24 protein-coding genes and 3 pseudogenes are annotated in these 21,421 nt (G+C 70.2%); 10 read left to right on the top strand and 17 right to left on the bottom strand.

What is annotated here, in order from left to right; translation table 11 throughout:
- Positions 1-91 precede the first annotated feature (91 nt).
- A complete protein-coding gene (locus tag AB0M18_RS30480) occupies positions 92-547 on the top strand; it encodes a TerB family tellurite resistance protein (RefSeq protein ID WP_365763675.1) in 456 nt (151 codons plus the stop codon).
- Between the two features lie 69 nt (positions 548-616).
- On the opposite strand, the gene AB0M18_RS30475 is transcribed toward AB0M18_RS30480, so the two are convergent.
- From AB0M18_RS30475 to AB0M18_RS30465, 3 genes are read right to left on the bottom strand one after another with little or no spacing between them, the layout of a single operon-like run.
- A complete protein-coding gene (locus tag AB0M18_RS30475) occupies positions 617-982 on the bottom strand; it encodes a hypothetical protein (protein ID WP_365763673.1) in 366 nt (121 codons plus the stop codon).
- A gap of 55 nt (positions 983-1,037) precedes the next feature.
- Positions 1,038-1,967: a M56 family metallopeptidase gene (locus tag AB0M18_RS30470; RefSeq protein ID WP_365763671.1), complete on the bottom strand. Its 930-nt coding sequence runs from the start codon at positions 1,965-1,967 to the stop codon at positions 1,038-1,040.
- A gap of 4 nt (positions 1,968-1,971) precedes the next feature.
- Positions 1,972-2,376 carry a BlaI/MecI/CopY family transcriptional regulator gene (locus tag AB0M18_RS30465; RefSeq protein ID WP_365763669.1) on the bottom strand — a complete coding sequence of 135 codons (405 nt, stop codon included), beginning with the start codon at positions 2,374-2,376 and terminating at the stop codon, positions 1,972-1,974.
- Positions 2,377-2,592: 216 nt separating this feature from the next.
- Between AB0M18_RS30465 and AB0M18_RS30460 the strand changes: the two genes are divergently transcribed.
- The 3 genes and pseudogenes from AB0M18_RS30460 to AB0M18_RS30450 all read left to right on the top strand — a co-directional run.
- Entirely contained in the window at positions 2,593-3,168 is a 576-nt protein-coding gene (locus AB0M18_RS30460; RefSeq protein WP_365763667.1) for a TerD family protein, read from the top strand.
- A 39-nt stretch (positions 3,169-3,207) separates the two neighbouring features.
- A complete protein-coding gene (tatA, locus tag AB0M18_RS30455; protein ID WP_365763665.1) occupies positions 3,208-3,471 on the top strand; it encodes a Sec-independent protein translocase subunit TatA in 264 nt (87 codons plus the stop codon).
- 477 nt (positions 3,472-3,948) lie between these two features.
- Positions 3,949-4,104 (top strand): annotated as a pseudogene (locus AB0M18_RS30450) (SPFH domain-containing protein); the annotation flags it as partial.
- Between the two features lie 67 nt (positions 4,105-4,171).
- Here AB0M18_RS30450 and AB0M18_RS30445 read toward each other — a convergent pair.
- From AB0M18_RS30445 to AB0M18_RS30425, 5 genes are all read right to left on the bottom strand, one after another.
- Positions 4,172-4,483 (bottom strand): hypothetical protein, encoded by a 312-nt coding sequence (locus tag AB0M18_RS30445; protein WP_365763753.1) that lies wholly within the window; start codon positions 4,481-4,483, stop codon positions 4,172-4,174.
- Positions 4,480-4,779 (bottom strand): hypothetical protein, encoded by a 300-nt coding sequence (locus tag AB0M18_RS30440; protein WP_365763663.1) that lies wholly within the window; start codon positions 4,777-4,779, stop codon positions 4,480-4,482. Before AB0M18_RS30440 ends, AB0M18_RS30445 begins: the two co-directional genes overlap by 4 nt.
- A gap of 220 nt (positions 4,780-4,999) precedes the next feature.
- On the bottom strand, positions 5,000-5,224 hold the full coding sequence (locus tag AB0M18_RS30435) for a zinc ribbon domain-containing protein (RefSeq protein WP_365763661.1): 225 nt from the start codon (positions 5,222-5,224) through the stop codon (positions 5,000-5,002).
- Positions 5,225-5,753: 529 nt separating this feature from the next.
- On the bottom strand, positions 5,754-6,473 hold the full coding sequence (locus AB0M18_RS30430; protein ID WP_365763660.1) for a TrkA family potassium uptake protein: 720 nt from the start codon (positions 6,471-6,473) through the stop codon (positions 5,754-5,756).
- Positions 6,466-7,950 carry a potassium transporter TrkG gene (locus AB0M18_RS30425; protein ID WP_365763747.1) on the bottom strand — a complete coding sequence of 495 codons (1,485 nt, stop codon included), beginning with the start codon at positions 7,948-7,950 and terminating at the stop codon, positions 6,466-6,468. The genes AB0M18_RS30430 and AB0M18_RS30425 overlap by 8 nt, the downstream gene beginning before the upstream one ends.
- A gap of 36 nt (positions 7,951-7,986) precedes the next feature.
- On the opposite strand from AB0M18_RS30425, the pseudogene AB0M18_RS30420 reads away from it, so the two are divergent.
- Positions 7,987-8,151 (top strand): annotated as a pseudogene (locus tag AB0M18_RS30420) (flotillin family protein); the annotation flags it as partial.
- A gap of 489 nt (positions 8,152-8,640) precedes the next feature.
- On the opposite strand, the gene AB0M18_RS30415 reads toward AB0M18_RS30420, so the two are convergent.
- The 4 genes from AB0M18_RS30415 to AB0M18_RS30400 all read right to left on the bottom strand — a co-directional run bounded on the left by AB0M18_RS30415 (position 8,641) and on the right by AB0M18_RS30400 (position 12,995).
- The gene (locus AB0M18_RS30415; RefSeq protein WP_365763658.1) at positions 8,641-9,060 is read right to left on the bottom strand and encodes a hypothetical protein; all 420 of its coding nucleotides are present in this window, start codon (positions 9,058-9,060) and stop codon (positions 8,641-8,643) included.
- Between the two features lie 82 nt (positions 9,061-9,142).
- Positions 9,143-9,343, bottom strand: a complete 201-nt coding sequence (locus tag AB0M18_RS30410) for a hypothetical protein (protein ID WP_365763656.1) — start codon at positions 9,341-9,343, stop codon at positions 9,143-9,145.
- 85 nt (positions 9,344-9,428) lie between these two features.
- Positions 9,429-10,064 carry a chaplin gene (locus AB0M18_RS30405; protein ID WP_365763654.1) on the bottom strand — a complete coding sequence of 212 codons (636 nt, stop codon included), beginning with the start codon at positions 10,062-10,064 and terminating at the stop codon, positions 9,429-9,431.
- Between the two features lie 834 nt (positions 10,065-10,898).
- Positions 10,899-12,995, bottom strand: coding sequence for a right-handed parallel beta-helix repeat-containing protein (locus AB0M18_RS30400; RefSeq protein WP_365763652.1), 2,097 nt, complete (start codon positions 12,993-12,995; stop codon positions 10,899-10,901).
- 414 nt (positions 12,996-13,409) lie between these two features.
- Here AB0M18_RS30400 and AB0M18_RS30395 point away from each other — a divergent pair, with 414 nt between their 5' ends.
- Positions 13,410-14,087, top strand: a complete 678-nt coding sequence (locus AB0M18_RS30395) for a DUF2238 domain-containing protein (protein ID WP_365763650.1) — start codon at positions 13,410-13,412, stop codon at positions 14,085-14,087.
- 169 nt (positions 14,088-14,256) lie between these two features.
- Here the strand turns inward: AB0M18_RS30395 and AB0M18_RS30390 are convergent, their stop codons facing one another.
- From AB0M18_RS30390 to AB0M18_RS30380, 3 genes are read right to left on the bottom strand one after another with little or no spacing between them, the layout of a single operon-like run.
- Positions 14,257-14,658 carry a PPOX class F420-dependent oxidoreductase gene (locus AB0M18_RS30390; RefSeq protein WP_365763648.1) on the bottom strand — a complete coding sequence of 134 codons (402 nt, stop codon included), beginning with the start codon at positions 14,656-14,658 and terminating at the stop codon, positions 14,257-14,259.
- The gene (locus AB0M18_RS30385) at positions 14,651-15,607 is read right to left on the bottom strand and encodes a response regulator transcription factor (RefSeq protein WP_365763646.1); all 957 of its coding nucleotides are present in this window, start codon (positions 15,605-15,607) and stop codon (positions 14,651-14,653) included. Before AB0M18_RS30385 ends, AB0M18_RS30390 begins: the two co-directional genes overlap by 8 nt.
- A gap of 30 nt (positions 15,608-15,637) precedes the next feature.
- A complete protein-coding gene (locus AB0M18_RS30380) occupies positions 15,638-16,588 on the bottom strand; it encodes a sensor histidine kinase (RefSeq protein ID WP_365763644.1) in 951 nt (316 codons plus the stop codon).
- Positions 16,589-16,701: 113 nt separating this feature from the next.
- Between AB0M18_RS30380 and AB0M18_RS30375 the strand changes: the two genes are divergently transcribed.
- Positions 16,702-17,292, top strand: coding sequence for an ABC transporter ATP-binding protein (locus AB0M18_RS30375; protein WP_365763642.1), 591 nt, complete (start codon positions 16,702-16,704; stop codon positions 17,290-17,292).
- A 114-nt stretch (positions 17,293-17,406) separates the two neighbouring features.
- Here the strand turns inward: AB0M18_RS30375 and AB0M18_RS30370 are convergent.
- Positions 17,407-17,597: pseudogene (locus AB0M18_RS30370) on the bottom strand (FtsX-like permease family protein); the annotation flags it as partial.
- 427 nt (positions 17,598-18,024) lie between these two features.
- Here AB0M18_RS30370 and AB0M18_RS30365 point away from each other — a divergent pair.
- Both AB0M18_RS30365 and AB0M18_RS30360 read left to right on the top strand, forming a co-directional pair.
- Positions 18,025-18,579, top strand: a complete 555-nt coding sequence (locus tag AB0M18_RS30365; RefSeq protein WP_365763640.1) for a non-canonical purine NTP pyrophosphatase — start codon at positions 18,025-18,027, stop codon at positions 18,577-18,579.
- An 11-nt stretch (positions 18,580-18,590) separates the two neighbouring features.
- On the top strand, positions 18,591-18,845 hold the full coding sequence (locus tag AB0M18_RS30360) for a hypothetical protein (protein ID WP_365763638.1): 255 nt from the start codon (positions 18,591-18,593) through the stop codon (positions 18,843-18,845).
- Positions 18,846-18,930: 85 nt separating this feature from the next.
- On the opposite strand, the gene AB0M18_RS30355 is transcribed toward AB0M18_RS30360, so the two are convergent.
- Entirely contained in the window at positions 18,931-19,761 is an 831-nt protein-coding gene (locus AB0M18_RS30355; RefSeq protein ID WP_365763636.1) for a helix-turn-helix transcriptional regulator, read from the bottom strand.
- A 165-nt stretch (positions 19,762-19,926) separates the two neighbouring features.
- On the opposite strand from AB0M18_RS30355, the gene AB0M18_RS30350 reads away from it, so the two are divergent.
- Positions 19,927-21,105 (top strand): aldehyde reductase, encoded by a 1,179-nt coding sequence (locus tag AB0M18_RS30350; RefSeq protein ID WP_365763634.1) that lies wholly within the window; start codon positions 19,927-19,929, stop codon positions 21,103-21,105.
- Positions 21,106-21,421: the final 316 nt, after the last annotated feature.

The following is a 21,421-nucleotide window of genomic DNA, read 5'->3' as shown; positions in this document are numbered from 1 at the left end:
CTACATCAATGTAGAAGATGTGGGTGATCCAGACCGTCCCCCCTTCCGGCCTGGACCGCCTCCGACACGTAACGCAGAACGGAGCTCGGACATGGCCCTGTGGGACCGCATCAAGGAATCCGCGTCGACGATGCAGACGCAGCTGATGGCGAAGAAGAACGATCTGAAGAGCGGCGCCTTCCGTGACGCCAGCATGGCGATGTGCGCGCTCGTCGCCGCGGCCGACGGCAGCATCGACCCCTCCGAGCGGCAGAAGGTCGCCCAGCTCATCATGAGCAACGAGGTCCTGCAGAACTTCCCGGCGGAGGACCTCCAGCGCCGCTTCGAGGCCAACTGCGACAAGCTCACCGCCGACTTCGACTTCGGCAAGGTCAGCGTCCTCCAGGAGGTCGCGAAGGCCAAGAAGAAGCCCGCCGAGGCCCGCGCCGTCATCCAGATCGGCATCATCATCGGCGGCGCCGACGGCGACTTCGACAAGGACGAGCAGGCGGTCGTACGGGAGGCGTGCTTCGCCCTCGACCTCCCGCCGCACGAGTTCGACCTGTAGTCCTACACCGTCCAGGGTGGGGCCCGCCCCGTCGTCGCGGGCCCCGCCCTTCACGCCTTCACGCCGCGGTCAGGCCAGGTCCGTCAGCTCCTCCGCGTACACCTGCGACAGCGGCTGCGGCCCCACGTACTGCTGGCAGTTGCACTGGCCGGCCTCGTAACGGACCGGCTTCTTGTGCTCGTCCCAGGCCGTCGGCACCTCGACACGTTCATGGCACCGGCCCTGCTTGTCGTGCTTCGCGAGATGGTGCGTGCACCCGCACACCGGCTCCGGCGGCTTGTGCGCGGCCTCAAGTGCGAGGCGTTCCTGCCTGGTCGCCTCCAGCAGTTCCATCTTGCGCTCGTGGCGATTGCGCAGCGCCGTACGGATGTTGTCGGCCGCCCACGCGAAGCCGCCTGTCCAGAACAGGATCAGGACCCACCAGAACCAGTCCATCAGTCCCCCTCATTCCCCCGGTAGAGGACACCAGGATAGGAGTGGGCGGAGCGCGTCAGAGAGGGGTCGCCGCCTTCAGGATCAGGAACAGGGTGATAGCCGAGTTCGCCGAGGAGAGCGCGGAGACCGTGGTGCCGGCCGCCGCACCCCACGCGGCCAGACCGGCGGTGGTGAACAAGGACGGCCAGAGGCCGGCGGCGGGCGCCGGGCCCAACAGGGCTGCCACGCGGCGCGGTACGGGGCCGGCGGAGGCGAAGCCCGCGAGCGTCACGGAAGGCGTGCCGCGGGAGAACAGCGCGGCCTTGGCGACCGCGCGGGCCACGACGCGGCGGCTGCCGACCCGGGTGGCCGCCTCCTCGTCCGCCCACCGCTCGGTGGTGTAGGTGACTGCCGTACGCAGGGGCCGCAGGAACGGATTGGCGCAGGCCGCCAGTTGCACGAGAAGCAGAGAACGGTGGTGCCGGGCGTCGAGGTGGGCACGCTCGTGGGCGAACAGGGCCCGGCGCTCGGGCCCGGTCAGCGTGGCGAGCATCGCAGTCGTGACGACGACGCGGCCCTTCCGGCCCGGCAGGGCGTACGCGTACGGGCTCTCGTCGGGCAGTACGACGACCGAGGTCGCGGGCAGTCCTGCCAAGGCCCGGCGGGCCCGGCGGCGGACGCGACGATGCCGCCACCCGGCCCTGACGCAGGAGGCGAGGACGGCGAACAGGGCGGGGATGGCGACCTTCCCGGCGATCTCGTCGTAGGGAACGGCCTCACGGACCTCCGGGTCGGACCAGCCGTCGGGCAGCGGGTTGCCGGGCAGCTGTGCGGTGCCGACGACCATCAGCAGTGCCAGGCACAGCGTGCTGCACACAGCGAGCACACCGGACACGCCGACCAGGATCCAGGTGGCCGTCCGCGGATGCAGGTGGTGCTCGGCAAGGCGGGCGACCGGCCACGCCGTTAAGGGCAGGACCAGCGGCAGGAAGACGAAGACCCCCATGCGGTCAGTCTTCCCCCTCTTCGGGGTCCTGAGCCAGCAGGTCCCGCAGAAGACGCTCGTCGTCGGGCGAGAGGCCCGTCACGAAGCTGGCGAGCACCGCTTCCCGATCCGTCTCGCCGTCGAGCACCCTCCGCATCCGGAGCGCCGCGAGTCCGGCCTCGTCGGCGACCGCCGTCCATTCGAACGAGCGGCCCGCCCGCTCGCGAGCCACCGCGCCCTTGGCGTGCAGGCGGGTCAGGATCGTGATGACGGTCGTGTACGCGAGGTCGCCACCGAGCCGCTCCTGCACCCACCCCGCAGTATGGGCACCGTCGGCCTGGCGCAGCGCGGCCAGCACCTGCGCCTCGAGCTCACCCTGTCCCCGCCGCCGGGGAGTGGCGTCCTGGCCCTCTCGCGTGTTCCTCGTCATTCCGCCACCCCTCCCACCGACTCGTCCCGCCCCCTGTGGGGGCGGTACATCGTACTGAGGCGACACGCCTCGGTCCGCGACTGTTTCCGTGATGTCGGTGGCGACGTACGCCGCCAGAGGAACGCGGGCCACCGCATCGGGGCCGCTCTTCCCGACCCTTCTACATCACTGTAGATTTACTGGCTCCAGCACGCCACGTTCCGGAAGGAGGACGACATGGGAGTGAGCCTCTCCAAGGGCGGCAACGTCTCGCTGAGCAAGGAAGCCCCTGGTTTGAGCGCGGTCACCGTCGGTCTGGGCTGGGACATCCGCACGACCACCGGTGCGGACTACGACCTCGACGCGAGCGCCCTGCTCCTGAATGACACGGGGAAGGTCGCCTCCGACCGGCACTTCGTCTTCTACAACAACCTCACCAGCCCGGACGGTTCCGTCGAGCACACCGGCGACAACCTCACCGGCGAGGGCGACGGCGACGACGAGGCCATCAAGGTCGACCTGGCCGCCGTACCCGCCGACATCACGAAGATCGTCTTCCCGGTCTCCATCCACGACGCCGCCAACCGGGGCCAGAGCTTCGGCCAGGTCCGCAACGCCTTCATCCGCGTGGTCAACCAGGCGAACGGCGTCGAACTCGCCCGCTACGACCTCTCCGAGGACGCCGCCACCGAGACCGCGATGGTCTTCGGCGAGCTCTACCGCCACGGCGCCGAGTGGAAGTTCCGCGCCGTCGGACAGGGCTACGCCTCCGGGCTCGCCGGCATCGCGGCCGACTTCGGCGTCAACGTCTGACCCACCGAGCAGGACAACCCCTCCAGCGAACGGAAGACCGTGTTCGGAATCAGCGAGATAGCGATCCTCCTGATCGTCGTCATCCTCCTCCTCGGCGCCAAGAAGCTGCCCGAGCTCGCCCGCAGCGCGGGCAAGGCGGCCCGCATCCTCAAGAGCGAGACCAAGGCCATGAAGGCCGACGACGCCCCGGAACAACAGGCCACCTACCAGGTCACCGACAGTCGCCCCCACCAGGCCCCGCCGCAGGGCGGCAACGAGCAGCCCGGCGGCTCCCCCGGCCCCACGGGGAGCACACGCCTCTGACGCCCACGTCGCCCGGCCAGGCGGTGCCGGCATGTGTCACCACGGGTATCCCAGAGCACGCCTGAGCCGCCACGTCGGAGGATGCTTCCCGTCGTCCGCTCCACAGCAAGGCCCCAGGCCAGCGGGTAGATCGCGCGGTGCAGCAGGAGATAACCGCTGCGGGGCGGCAGATAGGGCCCGATGTCGCGCCGCACGGCAGTCGGCGGTGCCCTCGCCGTCGCCGGCTGCCTGGCCCTGGGCGTCACCACCCGCACGCGTCAGCACCATCCGGTCGCGACCGCGCGCGAAGGCTCCTGACCCCATGCCCGCGCCCGCCACAGCACCGCGCACCAGCCGCTGGCTGCGTGAGGCCGTATCGCTCACCGCCTGGTGGACCGTGCTCATCCTGGCCCTCTGGCTCCTGAGACAGGTGACGGGCCACCCGGCCGGCCTCGCGCCGAGCGCCGCGTCCGCCGCCCTCATGACCGCCATCGGCGAAACCGCGTCAACACCAAACTCGACGTGCGCGAGCAGGTGTACTCGTCCGCGCCCAAGCCGGTGATCACCGAGGACAACCTCGTGGTGAACATCGACACCGTGCTCTACTACCAGATCACCGACCCGCGGGCGGCCGCCTACGAGGTCGCCGACTGGAGAGCCCCTGGGCGTCCCGACGGGACCGCCGCCGCGCGAGCTCCGCTGCCGGACCGTGCTTGCGCGGTCACCTCCCGTCCGGCCGCGACCGGCCCGCGAGGACGTCGTAGAGCACGACGAGCGCCACGGCCGCGGCGATGAGCCCCAGGCCGATGTACGCGCACGTGGAACGCACGCCGCTGGGTGCGCCGGCCAAGCGCGGGATCTCGTTGGCCGGCACCGCCCCGTACCCGGCAGGACCGGCGGCGCCGAGGAGCCGCACCGGTCCCTGCGTGTAGCGAAACCGGCCCGGCTGCCGGCCGGCGAGGACGGCGCGGCTGGGAACCAGGACGAGTACGGCTACACCGACGATGAGAGCCCAACTGCCCCACGTGCTCAAGACGATGCCTCTGGACGACCGCCTGCCGCCGCCCGTCGGACACGCAGCTGGTGCATCTCATACATCCCGAGCATCGCGGTGGCAGCGTTCAGGGGGAACGCGACGGTTTCGGCGACGGCGGTGATGCCCCAGGCGCGGCCGATACTCGCCGCGAGCGCCGCGCACAGCAGCAGCGTGGGCAGGATCCGGCGCCACAAGGGCAGCTCCGTCAGCAACCAGACCCGTACGCACAGAACGATGTTGAACATCAGGAAGGCGAGCGCGAACAGCGCGAGGATGATCAGGGTGAGGGGCATGGCCGGGTCCTTCGGGGCAGGGTGAAGGCAATGCCGACCAGACTTCCCGGCTCACCCGCCGCCGATCCTAGCGTCAGCCGTTGAGGTGCCGGTGACCCCCGGCCCCATCAGTGACCGGGGCACTTCTGCGCGGATCCACCGCTCGCGCCGCGTCCCCTGCCGCCTGCGGTGAGTGCCGGGGTGCCGGGGTGCCGGGGGATCGTTCCTCCGTCCCTCCGTGTCACTCACGGGCCCGCTTGAAATGGAGGTCACGGCCGGCGAACAGGTGGACGTAACCGCACGACCGGCAGATCAGACCGGTCGCCGATTCGTTCGCCCAGGCCAGGTCGAAGAGCTCCATCCCCGTGCTGTTCAGCTTGACCTCCCGCTTGCGGAACGTGTCGTTGTCGCACATCAGGCAGAGGATCGGATGCTCGCCGATTGCCGCGTGCACTGACTTGGCCATGCTGGTTCCCCGCTTCTACGTCGGTTCCGGCGGTGGGTGTGCGGGCAGGTGGCGTGGGTTGTCGCGCCGCGAGGCCGGGGCGGGGCGTCGTCACCGCCGGCGACTGCTGCATCCCGGGGCGAGTGCCCCGTAGTAATGCAGACGCGCCAGGGCCTGCGCTGTCTGCGCTCCATCGGTTCCGCCCCGTGTACGCTGCTGAATGTGGGTCCGGTGCCGTCAACTCCCCCGTTTGTCGGCACCGGACCCTCTCTTGTCCGCTCCTCCCGTCGGGGGCGGCGCTTGACGGCGCCAATCACGTCCATGCCCTCGATGGGGCCATCCTGAAGCAGAACCGCTGCTCTGGGCTCTGCCGCTGCCAGGCAGTCTTTGCTGTCTCCTCGATGCCGGGAACGGACCCTGGCGAACAGAGTGCCGACCATGGTCCCCGCGCCGACGGACCTCTCACCGGCGCGACGGAGTCTGATCCGGCAGGCGAGGATGCTGCGAATGGTGCCGAGCGACCGGGACGGCCATGTCCTGATGGCAGCGGTCAGGGCAGTTCGGTGAAGGTCTCCACGGCGCCGGTCTTGCCGGTGACGACGATGATGTCGCCCGGCTCGACGACCGTGTCGGCGGTGGCGTAGGTGAAGTCCTCGCCGGGGCGCTTGATGCCGACGACGGTGATCCCGTACTCGCTGCGCACCTTGGACTGGCCGAGGGGCCTCCCGGTGGCGGCCTTGGGCGCGACGGTCTTGACGAGGGCGTAGTCGTCGTCGAACTCGATGAAGTCGAGCATGCGGCCGGTGACGAGGTGGGCGACGCGTTCGCCCATCTCGTGCTCGGGAAGCACGACGTGGTGCACGCCGAGGCGTTCGAGGATCTTGCCGTGCTGGCGGCTGACAGCCTTGGCCCAGATGTTGGGGACGCCGGCTTCGAGGAGGTTGGAGCTGATGAGGATGCTCGCCTCGATGGAGCTGCCGATGCCGACGACGGCGCTGGAGAAGTCCTGGACGCCGAGCTGATTCAACACGTCGGGGTCGGTGCAGTCCGCGGCGGCGGCATGAGTGAGGCTGTCGCTGTACTTCTGGACGAGACGGGCATCGGTGTCGATGCCGAGGACGTCCCAGCCCCGGCGCATCAGCTCGTTCGCCAGCGAGTAGCCGAAGCGCCCGAGGCCGACGACGGCGACGCGCTGGTCGCCGGCGGGCCGGTGCTGCTCGGTGAGCCGCTGGCGGCGCCGCTTGCGCAGGTTGTGGAGGTAGTTAGCCAATGACGGGTCGCTCCTCGGGCAGTTCGTACCGTCGCGTGCGTTCGCGCAGCGCGAGCGCGGAGACCAGGGTGATGGGGCCGATGCGTCCGATGAACATCAGGACGACAAGGATGAGCTGCCCGACAGCCGGCAGGTCGGCGGTGATGCCGGTGGACAGACCCACGGTCGCGAAGGCCGACACGACCTCGAACAGCACGGCTTCGAAGGACGCCTTGCTCACCGAGAGCAGCGCGAGGGTGGCGCTCATGACCAGTCCGACGCCGAGGAGCGCCACGGTCAGGGCCTGGCGCAACACGTGCGGGGCGAGGCGGCGGCCGAGGACGACCGCGTTCGGCTCGCCACGGACCTCGGCGAGGATCGCTGCCGCCAGCACCGCGAAGGTGCTCACCTTGATGCCGCCGGCGGTGCCCGCGCTGCCGCCGCCGATGAACATCAGCATGCAGGTCATCAGGAGGGTGGAGGCGTGCATGGCACCGACGTCGAGGGAGTTGAAGCCCGCGGTGCGGCTCATCGCCGAGTGGAAGAAACTGTTGAGCAGCTTGCCCCACACGTCGAGCGGGCCGAGGGTCGCCGGATTGGTCCACTCCAGCAGGCCGGTGAGCACTGTGCCGACGATGAGCAGCGCCACGGTGGTGATGACCGTGAGTTTGGTGTGCAGCGTCCAGTTCTTCCGGCCGGTGGTGCGGACGCGGTTGCGGTGACGCAGTATCTCCAGCAGGACCGGGAATCCGATGCCTCCCAGGATGACGGCGACGGCGATCGGCAGGGTGACCCACACGTCCTGGGCATAGCGGGTGAGGCTGTCGGCATGGAGCCCGAAGCCCGCGTTGTTGAACGCGGACACGGCGTGGAAGAAGCCGAGGTAGGCGGCCTCACCGAAGGAGTTTCCGTACCCGAAGCGGAAACGCAGGGCGAGGAAGGCCCCCACGGCGAGCTCGATCATGAGAGTCGTGCCGGCGACGCCGAGCAGGACCCGGCGTACGTCCCCGATGCCCAGGCTCCTCGTCTCGGCCTGTGCCGTCAGCTGCATCCGCAGCCGCAGCCGGCCCGAGACCAGCAGGGCGAGGAGGGAGGCCATGGTCATGATGCCGAAACCGCCGACCTGGATCAGAGCCAGGATGACGCCTTCGCCGAAGCCGCTCCAGTACGTGCCCGTGTCCACGACCGCGAGACCGGTCACGCAGACGGCGGAGGTCGAGGTGAACAGCGCGGTCAGGACACTGGGGGCGTCACCGTTCTCGGCCGCGAGCGGCAGCATCAACAGGACGGTTCCGGCCACCACGACGCCGGCGAACCCGAGGACCACGGTCCGGGCGGGGTGCGCCGAGAAGAACGAGCGTCCACGGTGCCGAGCGACAGTGACCACGATTCCGGCAGCCCTTCCAGCGGATACGCCACGTCTCCCGAACCGGCGACGCGTCAATGACGCGTCAAGAACGCCCGTCACCCTACCCGTGCCTGCGGCGCCGGGCGGCATAGGCACCGGCTCTCCGCGCCGTGGCGCACACCGAACCTGGAGGACCTGGGCCGGCCGGAGGCCGCCCGCGCCAAGCAGGAGGCCGACATCGCCGAAGCCGTCGCCCGGCGGGCCGCCGAGCAGGCCGGGCTGAAGGCGCAGGAGGAGATCGCGGTCGCGCAGCGGACCCTCCACCTGAAGCAGGCCGAGGCCGAGGCCGACGCCTTCGCCTAGTACGGCGACGCCGCCGTCCTGCACGTCGAACTGCCCGTAGCGGGCCTTCTCGCCGCGACGTTCACCGCTCTGCCCCACCTGCCCCCCGTTCGCCGACGAGTGGATCGCGCTCGGCATCGGCATCGCCTTGCTCGTACCACTCCACGTGGCGACGATCGTCCGCAGCATCGGCGTCGGACTCCGAGACATGCGCGCCGCGAGCAGCAGGGCGAACCAGTGGCGCGCACTGCGCTCTCTGCCTCGCCGAGTCCAGGGGCTGCTCATGGGTGCGGGCCCGGCCGGAGTGGTGCTGCTCGTCGGCGCCGGGGCCGCCGGCTCTTCTCTTCCCTCCAAGGAGTGGACTCCGTACGGGGCCGATACTTCGCCGTCGACGCGACACCCTGCTGGTCGCCTGGTTCCTCCAGGACCTGCACAGGAACGGCGTCATCCCTCCTCCACCGTGACAGCGCAGGGGGGGCACCAGATACTTCCTGCCTGTCAGCAGCCCGCATTCCGCGCGAGGTTGGTAGCCGCCTCGCGGAGCACTGTGGTGCTGGTGCGGATGGCGGTATCCCGGTCGACGATGTGCTCCTTCTCCTCCTGCGAGGGCTTCCTGAGCGTGACGTTGATGTACGGGGCGGTCGAGCCCATGCGGGCGGCGCAGCCGGCGGGGAGTACGGCCCTGGCCTCGTCGGGACGCAGCCAGCCGGTGAAGGCGGGGCCGAGCGGGAAGGAGTCCTTCCTGGGGCCAGCGTCGTGCAGCTCGTCCGTAATGGTCGGTTGGAAGATGCCTCGGGGGTGGTCGCTGTCCGGGTCGGCACGCATCACGTGGCACGCCGTGAACACCGCGGTGTCGCCCTTGCCCGGACTTTCCCGCGGCTCCGCGCTGACCTCACCCGCCTTGCCGTCGTCGATCAACTCCGCCGTCTGCCGACTGAGCGCCCCGTAACACAGCCTCTGCGGCAGCGGGGGCTTCTCCGCGTCAGTCAGAAGAACGCCGTCACGACGGCCGCCCGGCGAGGCCCAGAACGATGGTCAGCGGCAGCCACTTCTTGTCCATGGTGTACGGCTGCCCCATCTTCTTGCCGGCGTCCCCGATGCCGGTCTGGTACCACTGCTCGGCGGTCGCCTGGAGGCCGAAGACCGCACGACCCTGATTCCGCCGCCGCGCACCGGCGTGCGGGAGGGCCGGACACGACACGGGAGCGCCATTACGTGCCCGAACGAGCAACGGATGTCCCCCTCCCCGTTCAAAGGGGGGGCATCCGTTGCCGTCCTAGGGGGTGTCAGCCTCCGTACCCACCGGTGCTGTCGCCGTAGCCACCCGTGCCGGGGCCGTGGTCGTGACCGCCGGGGATACCGGGCAGACCGGGGCCGTCGCCACCAGGAATACCCGGAACACCCGGGCCGTCACCACCAGGCATACCCGGAACACCCGGGCCGTCACCGCCGGGGATACCAGGAAGGCCCGGGCCGTCACCGCCCGTGCCGGGGCCGGAGCCCGTGTCCGCGCCACCGCCGCCGTTGACACAGGTGTTGCCGAAGGCCGGGTTCAGCGCACCGATCACGTTGACGGTGTTGCCGCAGAAGTTGATCGGAACGTCGATCGGGAGCTGGGCGACGTTTCCGGACCCCACGCCGGGCGATCCGGCCGCGGCGCCCTGGGCGGTCGCGCCACGCTCACCCAGGTTCGCGCAGGTGTTGCCGAAGGCCGGGTTCAGCGCACCGATCACGTTGACGGTGTTGCCGCAGAGGTTGACCGGGACGTGTACCGGGACCTGCGCGACGTTGCCGGAGGCGACACCGGGCGAGTTGGCGGCGACGGCCTCGGCGCCCGAGTCGGCGATGGCCAGAGCGGCTCCGCTCAGCGCGACTGCGCCCGTGCCGGCGAAAACCGCTGCGGCCTTCGCGATGCGAGACATCAAGAGACTCCTCAGTGAATACGGTCGCAGGGATCACGACCGTGCTGCCCGCTCAACGCCCCTTGCGAGCTGAGGTCACCTTCGTTAGCCCAAACGGGATGCCCATGTGCCGCACGGGGAGAATCGTCCCTTCACCACCGCGGGAAGTCCTCGCGCGGACTGTGGAACACCGGGTAGATCAACAGGCCGCTTCTGTCCGGACTCGGCTCGAGCGGGAGCGCGGCCCCGCCGCCCGCGGACCACGAAGTCCGTGTTTCGGGCCGTCGATCTTCACCGACGGCCGCTGAAACGCTTTGGCGGAGTCCGTCGTGCCACTGCCACCGCACTCGACGGAGGACCGTTTCGGGTGCCTCAAGGCTCTCGAAGAGGCATCTGCGCCGCCGACGGCCGGCTACCCCAAGCGCGTCAAGCTCCACCAGGCTCAAGGCGGCGGGACGCCGGAGGCGGGCACGTAGCTCTGCATCGCCGACGCGATCGGCTCGCCGCCCGGCGAACGACGTCCCGGCGAAGCCCCTCCCGCCCCCGCCGGGGTCACCGGTCGGTCCACCAGTGCACGTTCGCCGGGTCACACGTCACGTCGGCTCGGGGTAGTCGGCGTAGGAGCCCTCTCCGGTCTCGGCGGACCGGTCGTGGATGCGTGGTCGTCCCGCTCTCGAAGAGGTTCGTTCGTCCGCAGTCTCCGACCCCGCTCGCCGCAGCGCGACCGGAAGGACCGCACGGCCCACGACCCCACGTGGGTCGTCGAAGCCCGGCTGGACCACGCGCGGATCGGCGAGGGGTGGCCGAGACCATGACCGCACGTGCCGTCGGCCCACGGTGCACTCCCCCGCGGACTCAGCCGCTCAGCTCGATGTCGAAGATCCGCAGCGCGGTGCCGGAGGTGATGCTGCCTGAAGGCAGCGTGACCGATTCCAGGGTCTTCCCCGCCGGCAGGGTGATCGTCTGTGCCCAGACCGAGGCTGTGTGGACGTACGGTCCGGTGGTGCCGTTGTACGGCGAGCTGTGCTGGTTCTGGTAGGCCGCGCGGGCGACCAGGGTGTTGCCGGGCACGGGTGTGGTGTCCCACCAGTCGGTGAGAGTGAGGGTGAACGGCTGGGTGGTGCCGTCCTGGAAGCGGAGGGTTCCTGTGGCGGCGGGGGCGTGGGACGTGCTGAAGCCGAGGAAGCCGAGCTTGCTTCCGTTTCCGGTCACCCGCACGGTCTGGCCGGCGGCCACGACATGGTCCGGGGTGCCGAGGACGCCCGGGTGGAAGGTGTAGGTGACGCCGTCCGCGGTGACCTGCCGACCCGCGCCGAGCCCCGCCGCTGTCAGCGCTTCCGCGGAGAAGGTACGGCCGGAGTTGGTGACGGAGGACAGTCCGCCGGCGCTGGGATTGGCGTCGGCGGTGACGCCGACCTGGTTGTACGTCGCCGCCAGGGGCAGTGCGCCCGGAGGGACGCCCGGGCCGTTGTACGCTCCGCGGTTCGGGCTCGCCGTCGCGGAGACGGGGTTGCCGAAGAAGTCGCGTCCGCCGTTGCCGGCGATGACCGTCCCGGAGCCGAGGGCCGGGGAGCCGGTCCGGAGCTGGTGTCCGGTGAGGCCGGCCAGGCTCTCGCCGCCGCTGCCGGGCGCCACCAGCTTCGGGTCGGCGGTGATGGCCCGGCTGTCGCCAGGTGCCGGAGTGATGCCGCCGAAGTAGGAGTTGGCGTCGTAGGTGACGTCGGTACCGGTCGGGAAGCTGCCGCCGGGCGCCACGAAGACGTTGTTGGTGACGCGCTTGTTGGCGCTGATCGTGTCCTGTATCGGCCGGGACGGGCAGACGAACGTGTTGTTGTAGATATGGGTGATGCCGGTACCTCCGGTGGTGACGACCATCCGGCAGTCGTCCTGGGAGACGTTGTAGCGCAGCACGGCATCCGTGCTCGTCGAACCACCGCAGTTTCCCAGGCAGTTGAGGTACCAGCCGCCGGCGTTGCCGAACGAGTAGTTGTACTGGAACAGACAGGTGCCGGTGGTGGCGATGTCGCAGTCCCAGGCGGTGGAGTCGAAGGTGGACGGCCGACTGCGGCCGACCACGTTGAACTGGAAGGTCGGGTTGTGGCTGTTGTACGGCCACATGCCGGCGAAGTTGCCCGCGACGAAGGGGTAGGCGCCGAGGCCGAGGTCCAGGGCCGTGTTGCGCTCCACCAGTGGCGTGTCGGCGTTGTGCACGACGATGCCGTCACCGCCGGCCTCGCGGATCGTATTGCGGGCGATCAGCACCCCGGTGCTGCGCGCCGCGCCGTCCCCGCTGATCTTGATCGCACCGCCGCCGGTGTCGTGCACCGTGTTGTCGGTGATCGTGATCCCGGCGAACGGCCCTGCCACGCCCGATGCATGACGGACCATGATGCCGGCGGAATAGACGTACCACGACGAGTTGGCGCCGGTCTTGTCGCCCCACCCGGCGGTGTGGTCGACCTCGTTGCCGGTGATGACGATGCCCGCCTTGGCAGCACCGGACACCGAGTCCACCTGGATCCCGGTGCGCTGGGCACGGGACGTCGACCGGTTGGTCACGTGGAGATCCCGGATGACCCAGTGGCTCTGGTCGGTGAGGTGGACGGCGTACGGGGCTCCGTCGCCGTCGACGACCGGCGCGGGTCCGGTTCCGTAACTCCCGAGGGTGACCGGCACACCCGCCGCCCCGGAACCCTGCGGTGCCAGCGTGCCCGTGCACGTCGTACCGGCCCGCAACGACAGCGTGTCGCCAGGGCCGAAGACGTGCCCGTTGGGGCCGGCGAGGGAATTCCACGGTGCGGTGGCGGAGCCGTCGCCGTCGACCGACGCCGAGCAGTCGACATACTGGTCGCCGCTCGCGGCGGTTGCCTGCGCAGGCGGGAGGACGACGCCCCCGGCGACGATCGCCAGCGCGCCGATGACAGCGGCGCGGGCTCGAAGTAGTGATCTCACTTTTGTCAGCCTCTCGGACACGGGTTCGCGAGGAGACGACGCAGGAACGCGCGCCGCACGGTGCTCCCGGCGGCGTGCGCGTGATCTGCCTCGTCGCGAGTGAATGTCGGGCCGCCATCAACACCTGTCAAGAACTTCGGACAGAATCGCTCACCATCAAACAAAATGCCGCCCGCTCTGCCTGCACGGAGAACCAGGCAGCCACGATGGCCGCCCTCACCCCCGCGTCGCGGACCGGCGAACTCGGCCTGCCTCAGACCGCGAGCAGAGGCGAACAGTCGGTGTTCTCCCCCGTGCGACGTCAGCGGCGACCAGGACCGCGTCCGGGCCTGGTCCGCAGTTGAGTAGCCGTACTCATGCCGGGAGTTGGGGAACGGCCCGAGGATGTCGGCACCTCGACACAAGGAGCCCGGCATGTCCACCATCTCCACGACGCTCTCCCGATCGGGCGCCCGCGGCACCGGGCGTCGGCTGCGCGGTTCTCTCGTGGCCCTCGTCACCGTCGCGCTCGCGGTGTCGGCGTGGCACGCGAAGGACCCCACCACGTGGATCCTGGAGACGGTGTGGGTGATGATCGGCCTGCCCCTGGCGGTCCTCCTGCGCAAGCGGTTCCCGCTCGGCGATCTTCTGTCCTGCATGCTGGCCGTGCACGCCCTGGTCCTCATCACGGGCGGGCACTACACCTACGCGGAGGTGCCCGCGGGCGACTGGGTACGGGACTGGTTCGGCCTGGAGCGCAACCCGTACGACCGCTTCGGCCACCTCATGCAGGGATTCGTCCCGGCCATCCTGGTCAGAGAACTCCTCCTGCGCACCTCACCGCTGCGCGGCAGCCGCTGGCTGCCCCCGCTGACGGTCTGCGCCTGCCTCGCCTTCAGCGCGGTCTTCGAGATGCTGGAATGGGCCGCGGCCGTGACGGGAGGCCAGGCCGCCGACGCCTTCCTCGCCACCCAGGGCGACGTCTGGGACACCCAGTGGGACATGTTCTGCGCACTCGTCGGCGCCATCTGCTCGCTGCTTCTCCTCAGCCGCGCACACGACCGCTCCCTCGTCCGGCTGAAGCGGACGACGACCGGGCGCCGGCGCTGGTGAAGACACTCCTGAGGGCCGGTCTCCTCACGGAGCTCCGGGGGCAACAGGACGTCCGCCTCGCTCGCCTGCGCGTGGAGCGGGTGATCGCGTGGAGCGGAGCCGTACGTACGGCGATGAGCGGTACGGGCGGGCGCAGGCCGAGTCGACGTCAGGTGTTCGGCGACGCGAGCTACTGCTCCAGGGCGGCGGCGGGCAATGGCTCGACGCCCGTGATCCGTCGGATCCGGGTGGGCTCGACGAACACCGAGACGCGCCGCTCCCCCGGGAGCAGCCACGCGTAGTGGTCGGTACCGAGGTACTTACGGGCGAGTACGTCCATGTGCTGCTCGGCCTCGATGCCGGTCACGAAGCGGACGACACGGCCGAGGATCTGAACGCGGTCGTACGGGTCGTCCGGATTGACAGTGGACAGGTACAGCCGGGGGTCACGGCGGAGGTTGCGTTCCTTGACCCGGCCGACCGTGGTGTTGAACCACAACAGATCACCATCGAGATCCACCCACATGGGAGTGACGTGCGGTGCGCCGTCCTCGGTGGTGGTCGCCACGAACCAGAAGCGAGGCTCACGCACCCAGGCCCGGATCTCGTCTGTCCATCCGCTCACAAGTCACCCCTGCCGATCGCCCCTGTGCGGTCGAGCGGCTGCCCGCCGCTGCACCAGGCGCCGCGAGGACGTCACGGCTCCACGACGACCACCGCCCGGTCCAGATGGTCTTTCCTGGGGTGGTGTTCTGGCAAGCCGACAGGTGTGCGACTTCGTTCGCTCGTCGCCCTCTGAGACAGCTGCACCGAAGGGATGGGCGATGCCGGCGCCGGTGGCGCGCTCCTGATCCGATCACGCACAACAGCGGTGCCGCCTCCCCCGTACCGGGAGGAGGTGACACCACGACCGCCTGTGCGCGGCTGCGGAGGTTCAGCTTTCCCATGAGCCGGTGCAGGTGGGTCTTGACGGTGGAATCGCTGACGCACAGGTGATCGGCGATCTCCTCGTTGGCCAGGCCCTGGGCGACGAGGCCGAGCACCTCGGCCTCGCGTCCGGTGAGCAGGCTCCTCGCGTCGGCCCCGGGCCCGACCGCCTGCTGAGGCTGCTGATCCTGAACGGCGTGCTTCTGGACGAGACGGCGGATGCGGGCCGGGGCGACCAGGAGGTCGGCGGAGAGGGTCGCGTTGACGGCGCTGAGGAGCTGCTCGGGCGGCATGTCCTTCAGCAGGAAGCCGCTGCAGCCGGCGCGCAGGGCCGCGTAGACGAACTCGTCTTCGTCGAAGGTGGTGAGGACGACGATGCGCGGGGCCGGGTCGAGACCGAGGGCGAGAATGCGCTCGGCGGCGGCGAGTCCACTCAGCCGGGGCATGTAGATGTCCATCAGTATGAGATCGGGGCGGTGCTCGCGGGCCGCGGCGACCGCCTCCTCGCCGTCCGAGGCCTCGACTACCGGGCCCAGCCCGTCCACCGTGCGCAGCAGGGCGACGATGCCGGCACGGATGAGGTGCTGGTCGTCCACGACCAGGATGCGGGCCACAGGGCTCCTCGGCCTCGGGAGATGCTCACGTCAGGACCAGCCGCTGGTCCGGTCCCGGTCCTGGGGGGTGTCCGCGTCCAGGGAGGCCTCCTGCTCCAGTGGGAGGCGAAGACACACCCCGACTCCGCCCCCCGGGCGTGGTTCGGCGCTCAGCGAGCCGTGCCAGATCTTCGCCCGTTCCCGCATGCCGATCAAGCCGTGCCCGGAGCCCTGGGCACGCGCCGCGGCGCCGGGGACGGCGTCCGAAGCCGAAACGGGCGCTCCTCCGTCCAGCACCGTCACCCGCAGTTCCCGGTCCAGATAGTCGACGGCGACGTCGGCCGCCCGCGCCGTGGAGTGCTTGACGATGTTGGTGAGCGCCTCCTGGACGACGCGGTAGGCGCACAGCTCGACGCCGGGGTGCAGCCGTCGCCGTGGCCCGGAGAAGCCGACCGTGACGCAGAGGCCGGCCGCTTCCATGCGTTCGGCGAGCGCGGGGATGCGGTCGATGTCGGCGAGCAGGTCGTCGGGGATCGGCGCGGACGGGTCGTCCGGGACGGACGGTCCCTGCGCACCCGCCCTACCGTCGAGATCGTACGTACGCAGCACGACGAGGAGTCGGCGCAGGTCGTCCAGGGTGTCCCGGCCAGCCGTGGCGGCGATGCCGAGCGCCTGGTGGGCGGCGGCGGGGTCGGAGTGGAAGGTGTACTGGGCGAGGCCCGTCTGCAAGGTGACGATGGTCATGTGCTGCGAGATCGTGTCGTGGAGCTCGCGCGCGATCCGGAAACGCTCGTCGAGCACCGCCTGACGGGCCTCCTGCCGTTGCTGCTCGTCCAGCAGGATGGTGAGCCGCCGCAACTCCGCGTTACGCTGCGCGAGTCGCCGCTGCGAGAGCCCGAAGGCACCGGCGACGGCGGGCACGATCAAGGCCTGCACGACCGTCACGGGCCAGGGCAGCCGGCCGGACGCCCCACTGACAGCGATGACCGCGGCCAGCAGCATCGCGCCCCACAGGACGAGGCTGCGGCGTTCGCGGGCGGCGACGAAGACGAACGCGACCGCCGGGCACCAGAAGTTGACCGACGGCTGGAAGCCGAGCAGCAGGTATCCGGCGAATGCCGCCGCCGTGGCGACAAGGACGCCGGTCCGCCTGCCGCGAGCGCATCGCCCTCGTCGACCAGAACAGCCCCGTCATCAGCGGTACCCTCCGCGACAACATCACCTACGGAGTCCCGGACGCGCCGGACGACGAAGTCCACCGCGCCGTCCGGCTGGCCCGCCTCGACGACGTCGTCAGCCGCGTACCCGGCGGACTGAACGGCAGCGTGGGCGAACGCGGAGCGAACCTGTCCGGAGGCGAACGCCAACGCCTCGCCCTGGCCCGCGCCCTCGTCACCCGTCCTTCCCTCCTGCTGCTCGACGAGCCCACGTCCCACCTGGACGCGGTCAACGAGGCGGCCCTCACCACGGCCCTCAAAGAGATCAGCGGCCAGTGCGCCATCCTGGTCATCGCCCACCGGCTCTCCACCGTCCAGCACGCCGACCGGATCGTCGTCCTGTCCGAGGGGCGCGTCACGGCGGCCGGCCGCCACGAGGAACTCCTCACCGCAAGCCCCCTCTACCGGACCCTGGCCACCGCACAGATGCTCCGCCCGGCGTCTCCACCGCGCTCCACGGCGCACGGCCCGGCGACTTCGACGCGGTGACCGGCGTGACACAGGCCCGACCGTACAGACCGTCACGTGCGACCGGGCCGCGGATCGACCGCTACGCGGCCGCGAGTGCCAGGGTCGGTGACTGGCGGGGTCGGTGACTGGCGGGGTCGGTGACTGGCGGGCGGCGCGGACCGCCGGGTAGAGGCCTCCGCCACCGTGCCGATCGCGAGGGTCGCGACGAATCCGGCTCCGGCCGCCCAGGGCGGGACCACCCAGGGAAGTCCGCCCGTGGACGCGTACACGGCAGTCGCCGCCCCGCCCAGGAGGACGCCGACGATGCCGCCGAGGCCCGACAGCCTCTGGGGAACTCCGCCTTCGCGCTTCCACCGCTTTCTGAAGCGCCTCGACGAACAGAACGGGGACAATCTCCGCCGACGCCGGCCGTGGTCGGCTGCGCGGACGGCAGGTTCGTCGTTCCCGCCGCTCGTCGCGACCGCGCCCACGCCGCATACCCGGTCGACCACTACCACCAGTGGTGACTGACAGTGTCTTCGTGCTGATGCAGCCGAACGGTTCCTTCCGTTCACGGCTCGGGTCCCGGTCCGCGAGGACACGCGGGAACATAGGGTCCCGCTTCAGGGAAGCCGGGCAGCCCCATGTGAGCGCAGAACTCGAAGCACACAAGTTCGTCCTGCCGCCCAACCTCGAAGATAATCCGATCAAATGGTACGATTCGTCGCCTTTCCCCCACGACTGCATGATCGAGAGAGGGCTCAAAGCCTCGTGAACAACGTACTTCTCGCCAGTCAGAACGCCATCAAACTGGAAGAAGTCCGCAGCGTCTTCCCGGAAGTCGAAGTCCTGCACGTCGAACTGCTGGAAATGCAGGCGGTGGACGTGCGACGCGTGGTGGAACACAAGCTGGAGCAGGTCGCGGCCCTGGGGCTGCCCGGGCCGGTGATCGTCGAGGACACGGGCCTCGCCCTGGAGGCCTGGAACGGCCTGCCCGGAGCGCTGGTCAAGTGGTTCCTGGACGGGTTGAGCGCCCAGGGACTCAGGGAAGCCATCCCGAGCCACGGGTCCACGGCGGCGATCGCCACCAGCGCGGTGGGCGTCGTGTTCAACGGGGAATGCGAGGTGTGGGAGGGACACACCGAGGGGAAGCTGGTCGACGGCCGTGGTCGACTCGGCGGCTGGACACCGGTCTTCGAGGTCGCGGACACCGGACTCACCCTCGGCGAGATGGGTTTCGACGACCGGATGCGCTGGACCATGCGGCGCGAGCCGCTGCTCGCGGCCCGGGAATGGATCGCCGAACGCACCGCCACGAAGCGGTGAGCGTCCCGAAGATGATCGGCGTCGACCCCGAGGAGCGTAAGGCCTACACCTGCTTCAACCTCACCTATTACGGTCTGATGCGCATCGCCGCCGGGGAGGACGTGCACTCCACCGTGATCGACGCCGCGGCTCGACGCCGGCTCGGCTCCTTCGCCCGGAGCTCACGACCGGCGATCGACGATCCCTTGATGGCGTCGGACGTGGCCGGTTCCTGGTGCCAGTCGGTGAAGACCATGCCGGAGTTGTACGGCGGGTGGGAACGATGAACTCCTGACTGCGGGCAGCACACGTCACCGTGACAGTCATCGACGTCCTGGGACACGGCACCACCGGTCACATGCGGGTGGCCGGCTATCCGGTGAACGTCTGGATCCCCAGGACGGCGAGGAGCGCCAGGCGTTCGGCGTCCCGGCTGCCGGGTTCGGCTGTGTAGATCATGATGCGTAGATCGTTGCCGGCGACGACGAGTACGTCGCAGTCCAGCGTGAGGGCACCGACGTGGGGATGGTCGATGGTCTTGCGGGCGGCCTCGTGCCGGCCGACGGCACCGGATTCCCAGAGGCCGTCGAACTCGGCGCTCTTGGCGCGGAGTTGAGCGATGAGCTGTCGCAGTCGCGGATCGGCCGGGTAGCGGCCCGCTGTTCTGCGCAGGTCGGCGACCTGCGCGGCACGCAGGGCGCCCCGGGATTCGGGGGTGTGACGCACGCGGGTGCCGGTGCCGAGGAAGTTGCGCCATACGGCGTTGAGTTCGTTGCCCTGCCAGTCCCCCATCAGCGCCGTGTACAGGGGGTTGGCGAGCAGCTGGGTCCACGCGGCGTCGAAGACCACGACGGGGGTGCCGGTGAGCCGGTCCAACATCCGCTGGACGTTCGGCGTGATGTGCGTCGGGACCGTCTCCGGTCCCGGAGGAACGAGACCGGCCAGCTGAAAGAGATGGGCGCGCCCGCCGCTGGTGACCCGCAGGGCCCGGGCGAGGGCTTCGACGACCTGCGCGGAGGGGCTGGTGGCCCTGCCCTGTTCGAGGCGGGTGACGTAGTCGACGGAGATGCCGGCCAGCTGGGCCACCTCTTCACGCCGCAGCCCCGCAGCGCGCCGGTGGCCGCCCGCGGGAAGACCCGCCGTCTCGGGTGAGACCTGGTCACGCCAGCGCCGCAGGGCTGCGCCGAGTTCTGTCGTCGCCACACAGGACAGTCTGGCTCATGCGCCACACGGTGTGCCTGGTACCGGCAGTCCTATGAAGACGGGTCTACTGCCTGCTTCCGTGTTCTGCGCCCATCGTGGAGACATGACAGCGACAGGAACATCCGCCGCCCAGATGATCACCACGCCGACCCCAGGGGCGCGGGCGTGACCGCGCCGCAGCCTCGCGTCCTCGTCACCGGCGGGTCCGGCTTCATCGCCGGACACTGCATCCTCCGACTCCTGGAGCAGGGATACCGGGTACGCACGACCGTGCGCACCCTCGGGCGCGAGTCCGCGGTCCGGGCGCAGCTCCGCAGCGCCGGGATGGTGAACGGCGGCGCCTTGACCTTCGTGGCAGCGGACCTCACGAGTGACGCGGGGTGGGCCGATGCCGCCGCCGGGTGCGACTTCGTCCTGCATGTGGCCTCTCCCGTACGCGTGGAGCGTGTCGAGAACGAGGACGATGTCATCGTTCCGGCGCGTGAAGGCACTCTGCGCGTGCTGCGCGCGGCACGCGACGCCGGTGTCAGACGGGTCGTCCTCACCTCTGCCTTCCACGCGGTCGCCTACGGATACCCGCGCACCGACCACCGGTTCACCGAGGAGGACTGGAGCGTTCTCGACGGGCCGGGTGTCACCGCGTACACCAAGAGCAAGACGCTCGCCGAGCGCGCCGCATGGGATTTCGTCAGCGCCGAGGGCGGTTCGACGGAGCTCACCACGATCCTTCCCGTCGCGGTCATGGGCCCGGTGATGGGCAAGGCGGTCTCGGGATCGAACCACCTCGTTCAACGCATCCTCGACGGGGCGATGCCCGGCTACCCCGATCTGTGGATCCCGATCGTCGACGTACGCGATGTGGCAGGCGCGCACCTGCTGGCCATGACCACCCCTGAAGCGGCCGGCCGGCGCTTCCTCACCGCCGGCGGTCCGGCGATGTCGATGAGCCAGATCGGCGCCGTCCTCAGAGCCAACCTCGGAGACGCGGCCAGGCACGTACCGGCCCGGTCCCTCCCCAGTGCCGTGGTACGCATGCTTTCCCTCGTCGACAAGGAGCTCCGTACGATCGTGCCCGACCTCGGCTTCGCCAGGAGGACGACCAGCGAACGGGCCCACCGCGTGCTGGGATGGCAGCCCCTCAACCGTCCCGAGGACGCCGTCCTCGCCGCCGCCGAGAGCCTGATCAGGAAGGAACTCGTGAGGTCAGGGCGTGGCCGAGCTCCGCGCGACGCGGGCGGTGCTGCGGGGGCTGGCGGAGCGGGCCGCCGCGACCGACCCGGCCGACTGCACCGACGCCGAGGTGTGCCGGATCCTCACGGGGGCGACGAGCCGGGTCGATGGTGACCGTGGTCGCTGAGGAGGCGAAGCGGGTCTGCCTAGCGTGAAGGCTCCTGGGGGCATCCCGCCCCGTTGTACGAGGGCGAGCTCGCCACGGACCTGGGCGGGCCGGCCAGTGGTGGGGCGGCCTGGTCGCGCCCCGGTGGGAGGCCACCGTCGCCGCGTCCCTGGCCGCGATCCGCCAGGAGGCCGAACGACGAGCGAAAGTGGCCTGATCCAGGCACCGAGGCGCTCCGCTGCCCAGTACCCGAGCCGGGTACGCCGTGCCTCCAGATCGGGGCGGACGGCCCGGTCCCCCGTGGTGAGGAGGTACCAGGCGAGG

Origin of the sequence: Streptomyces sp. NPDC051909 (genome assembly GCF_040681095.1) — a bacterium.
In the GTDB taxonomy this organism is placed as follows: Bacteria; Actinomycetota; Actinomycetes; order Streptomycetales; family Streptomycetaceae; genus Streptomyces.
Note: the sequence above shows the minus strand (reverse complement) of the source record. Positions and strands in the feature narration are given on the sequence as shown.

Excerpts from the sequence above, each read along its gene's own strand:
- AB0M18_RS30460 (WP_365763667.1), top strand. The coding sequence starts at position 2,593 with ATGGGAGTGAGCCTCTCCAAGGGCGGCAACGTCTCGCTGAGCAAGGAA.
- AB0M18_RS30475 (WP_365763673.1), bottom strand. The coding sequence starts at position 982 with ATGGACTGGTTCTGGTGGGTCCTGATCCTGTTCTGGACAGGCGGCTTC.
- AB0M18_RS30425 (WP_365763747.1), bottom strand. The coding sequence starts at position 7,950 with ATGCCGCCCGGCGCCGCAGGCACGGGTAGGGTGACGGGCGTTCTTGAC.
- AB0M18_RS30375 (WP_365763642.1), top strand. The coding sequence starts at position 16,702 with ATGCCGCCGCCGTGGCGACAAGGACGCCGGTCCGCCTGCCGCGAGCGC.
- AB0M18_RS30395 (WP_365763650.1), top strand. The coding sequence starts at position 13,410 with ATGTCCACCATCTCCACGACGCTCTCCCGATCGGGCGCCCGCGGCACC.
- AB0M18_RS30380 (WP_365763644.1), bottom strand. The coding sequence starts at position 16,588 with ATGCTGCTGGCCGCGGTCATCGCTGTCAGTGGGGCGTCCGGCCGGCTG.
- AB0M18_RS30405 (WP_365763654.1), bottom strand. The coding sequence starts at position 10,064 with ATGTCTCGCATCGCGAAGGCCGCAGCGGTTTTCGCCGGCACGGGCGCA.
- AB0M18_RS30440 (WP_365763663.1), bottom strand. The coding sequence starts at position 4,779 with ATGCCCCTCACCCTGATCATCCTCGCGCTGTTCGCGCTCGCCTTCCTG.
- AB0M18_RS30360 (WP_365763638.1), top strand. The coding sequence starts at position 18,591 with ATGATCGGCGTCGACCCCGAGGAGCGTAAGGCCTACACCTGCTTCAAC.
- AB0M18_RS30470 (WP_365763671.1), bottom strand. The coding sequence starts at position 1,967 with ATGGGGGTCTTCGTCTTCCTGCCGCTGGTCCTGCCCTTAACGGCGTGG.
- AB0M18_RS30480 (WP_365763675.1), top strand. The coding sequence starts at position 92 with ATGGCCCTGTGGGACCGCATCAAGGAATCCGCGTCGACGATGCAGACG.
- AB0M18_RS30465 (WP_365763669.1), bottom strand. The coding sequence starts at position 2,376 with ATGACGAGGAACACGCGAGAGGGCCAGGACGCCACTCCCCGGCGGCGG.
- AB0M18_RS30435 (WP_365763661.1), bottom strand. The coding sequence starts at position 5,224 with ATGGCCAAGTCAGTGCACGCGGCAATCGGCGAGCATCCGATCCTCTGC.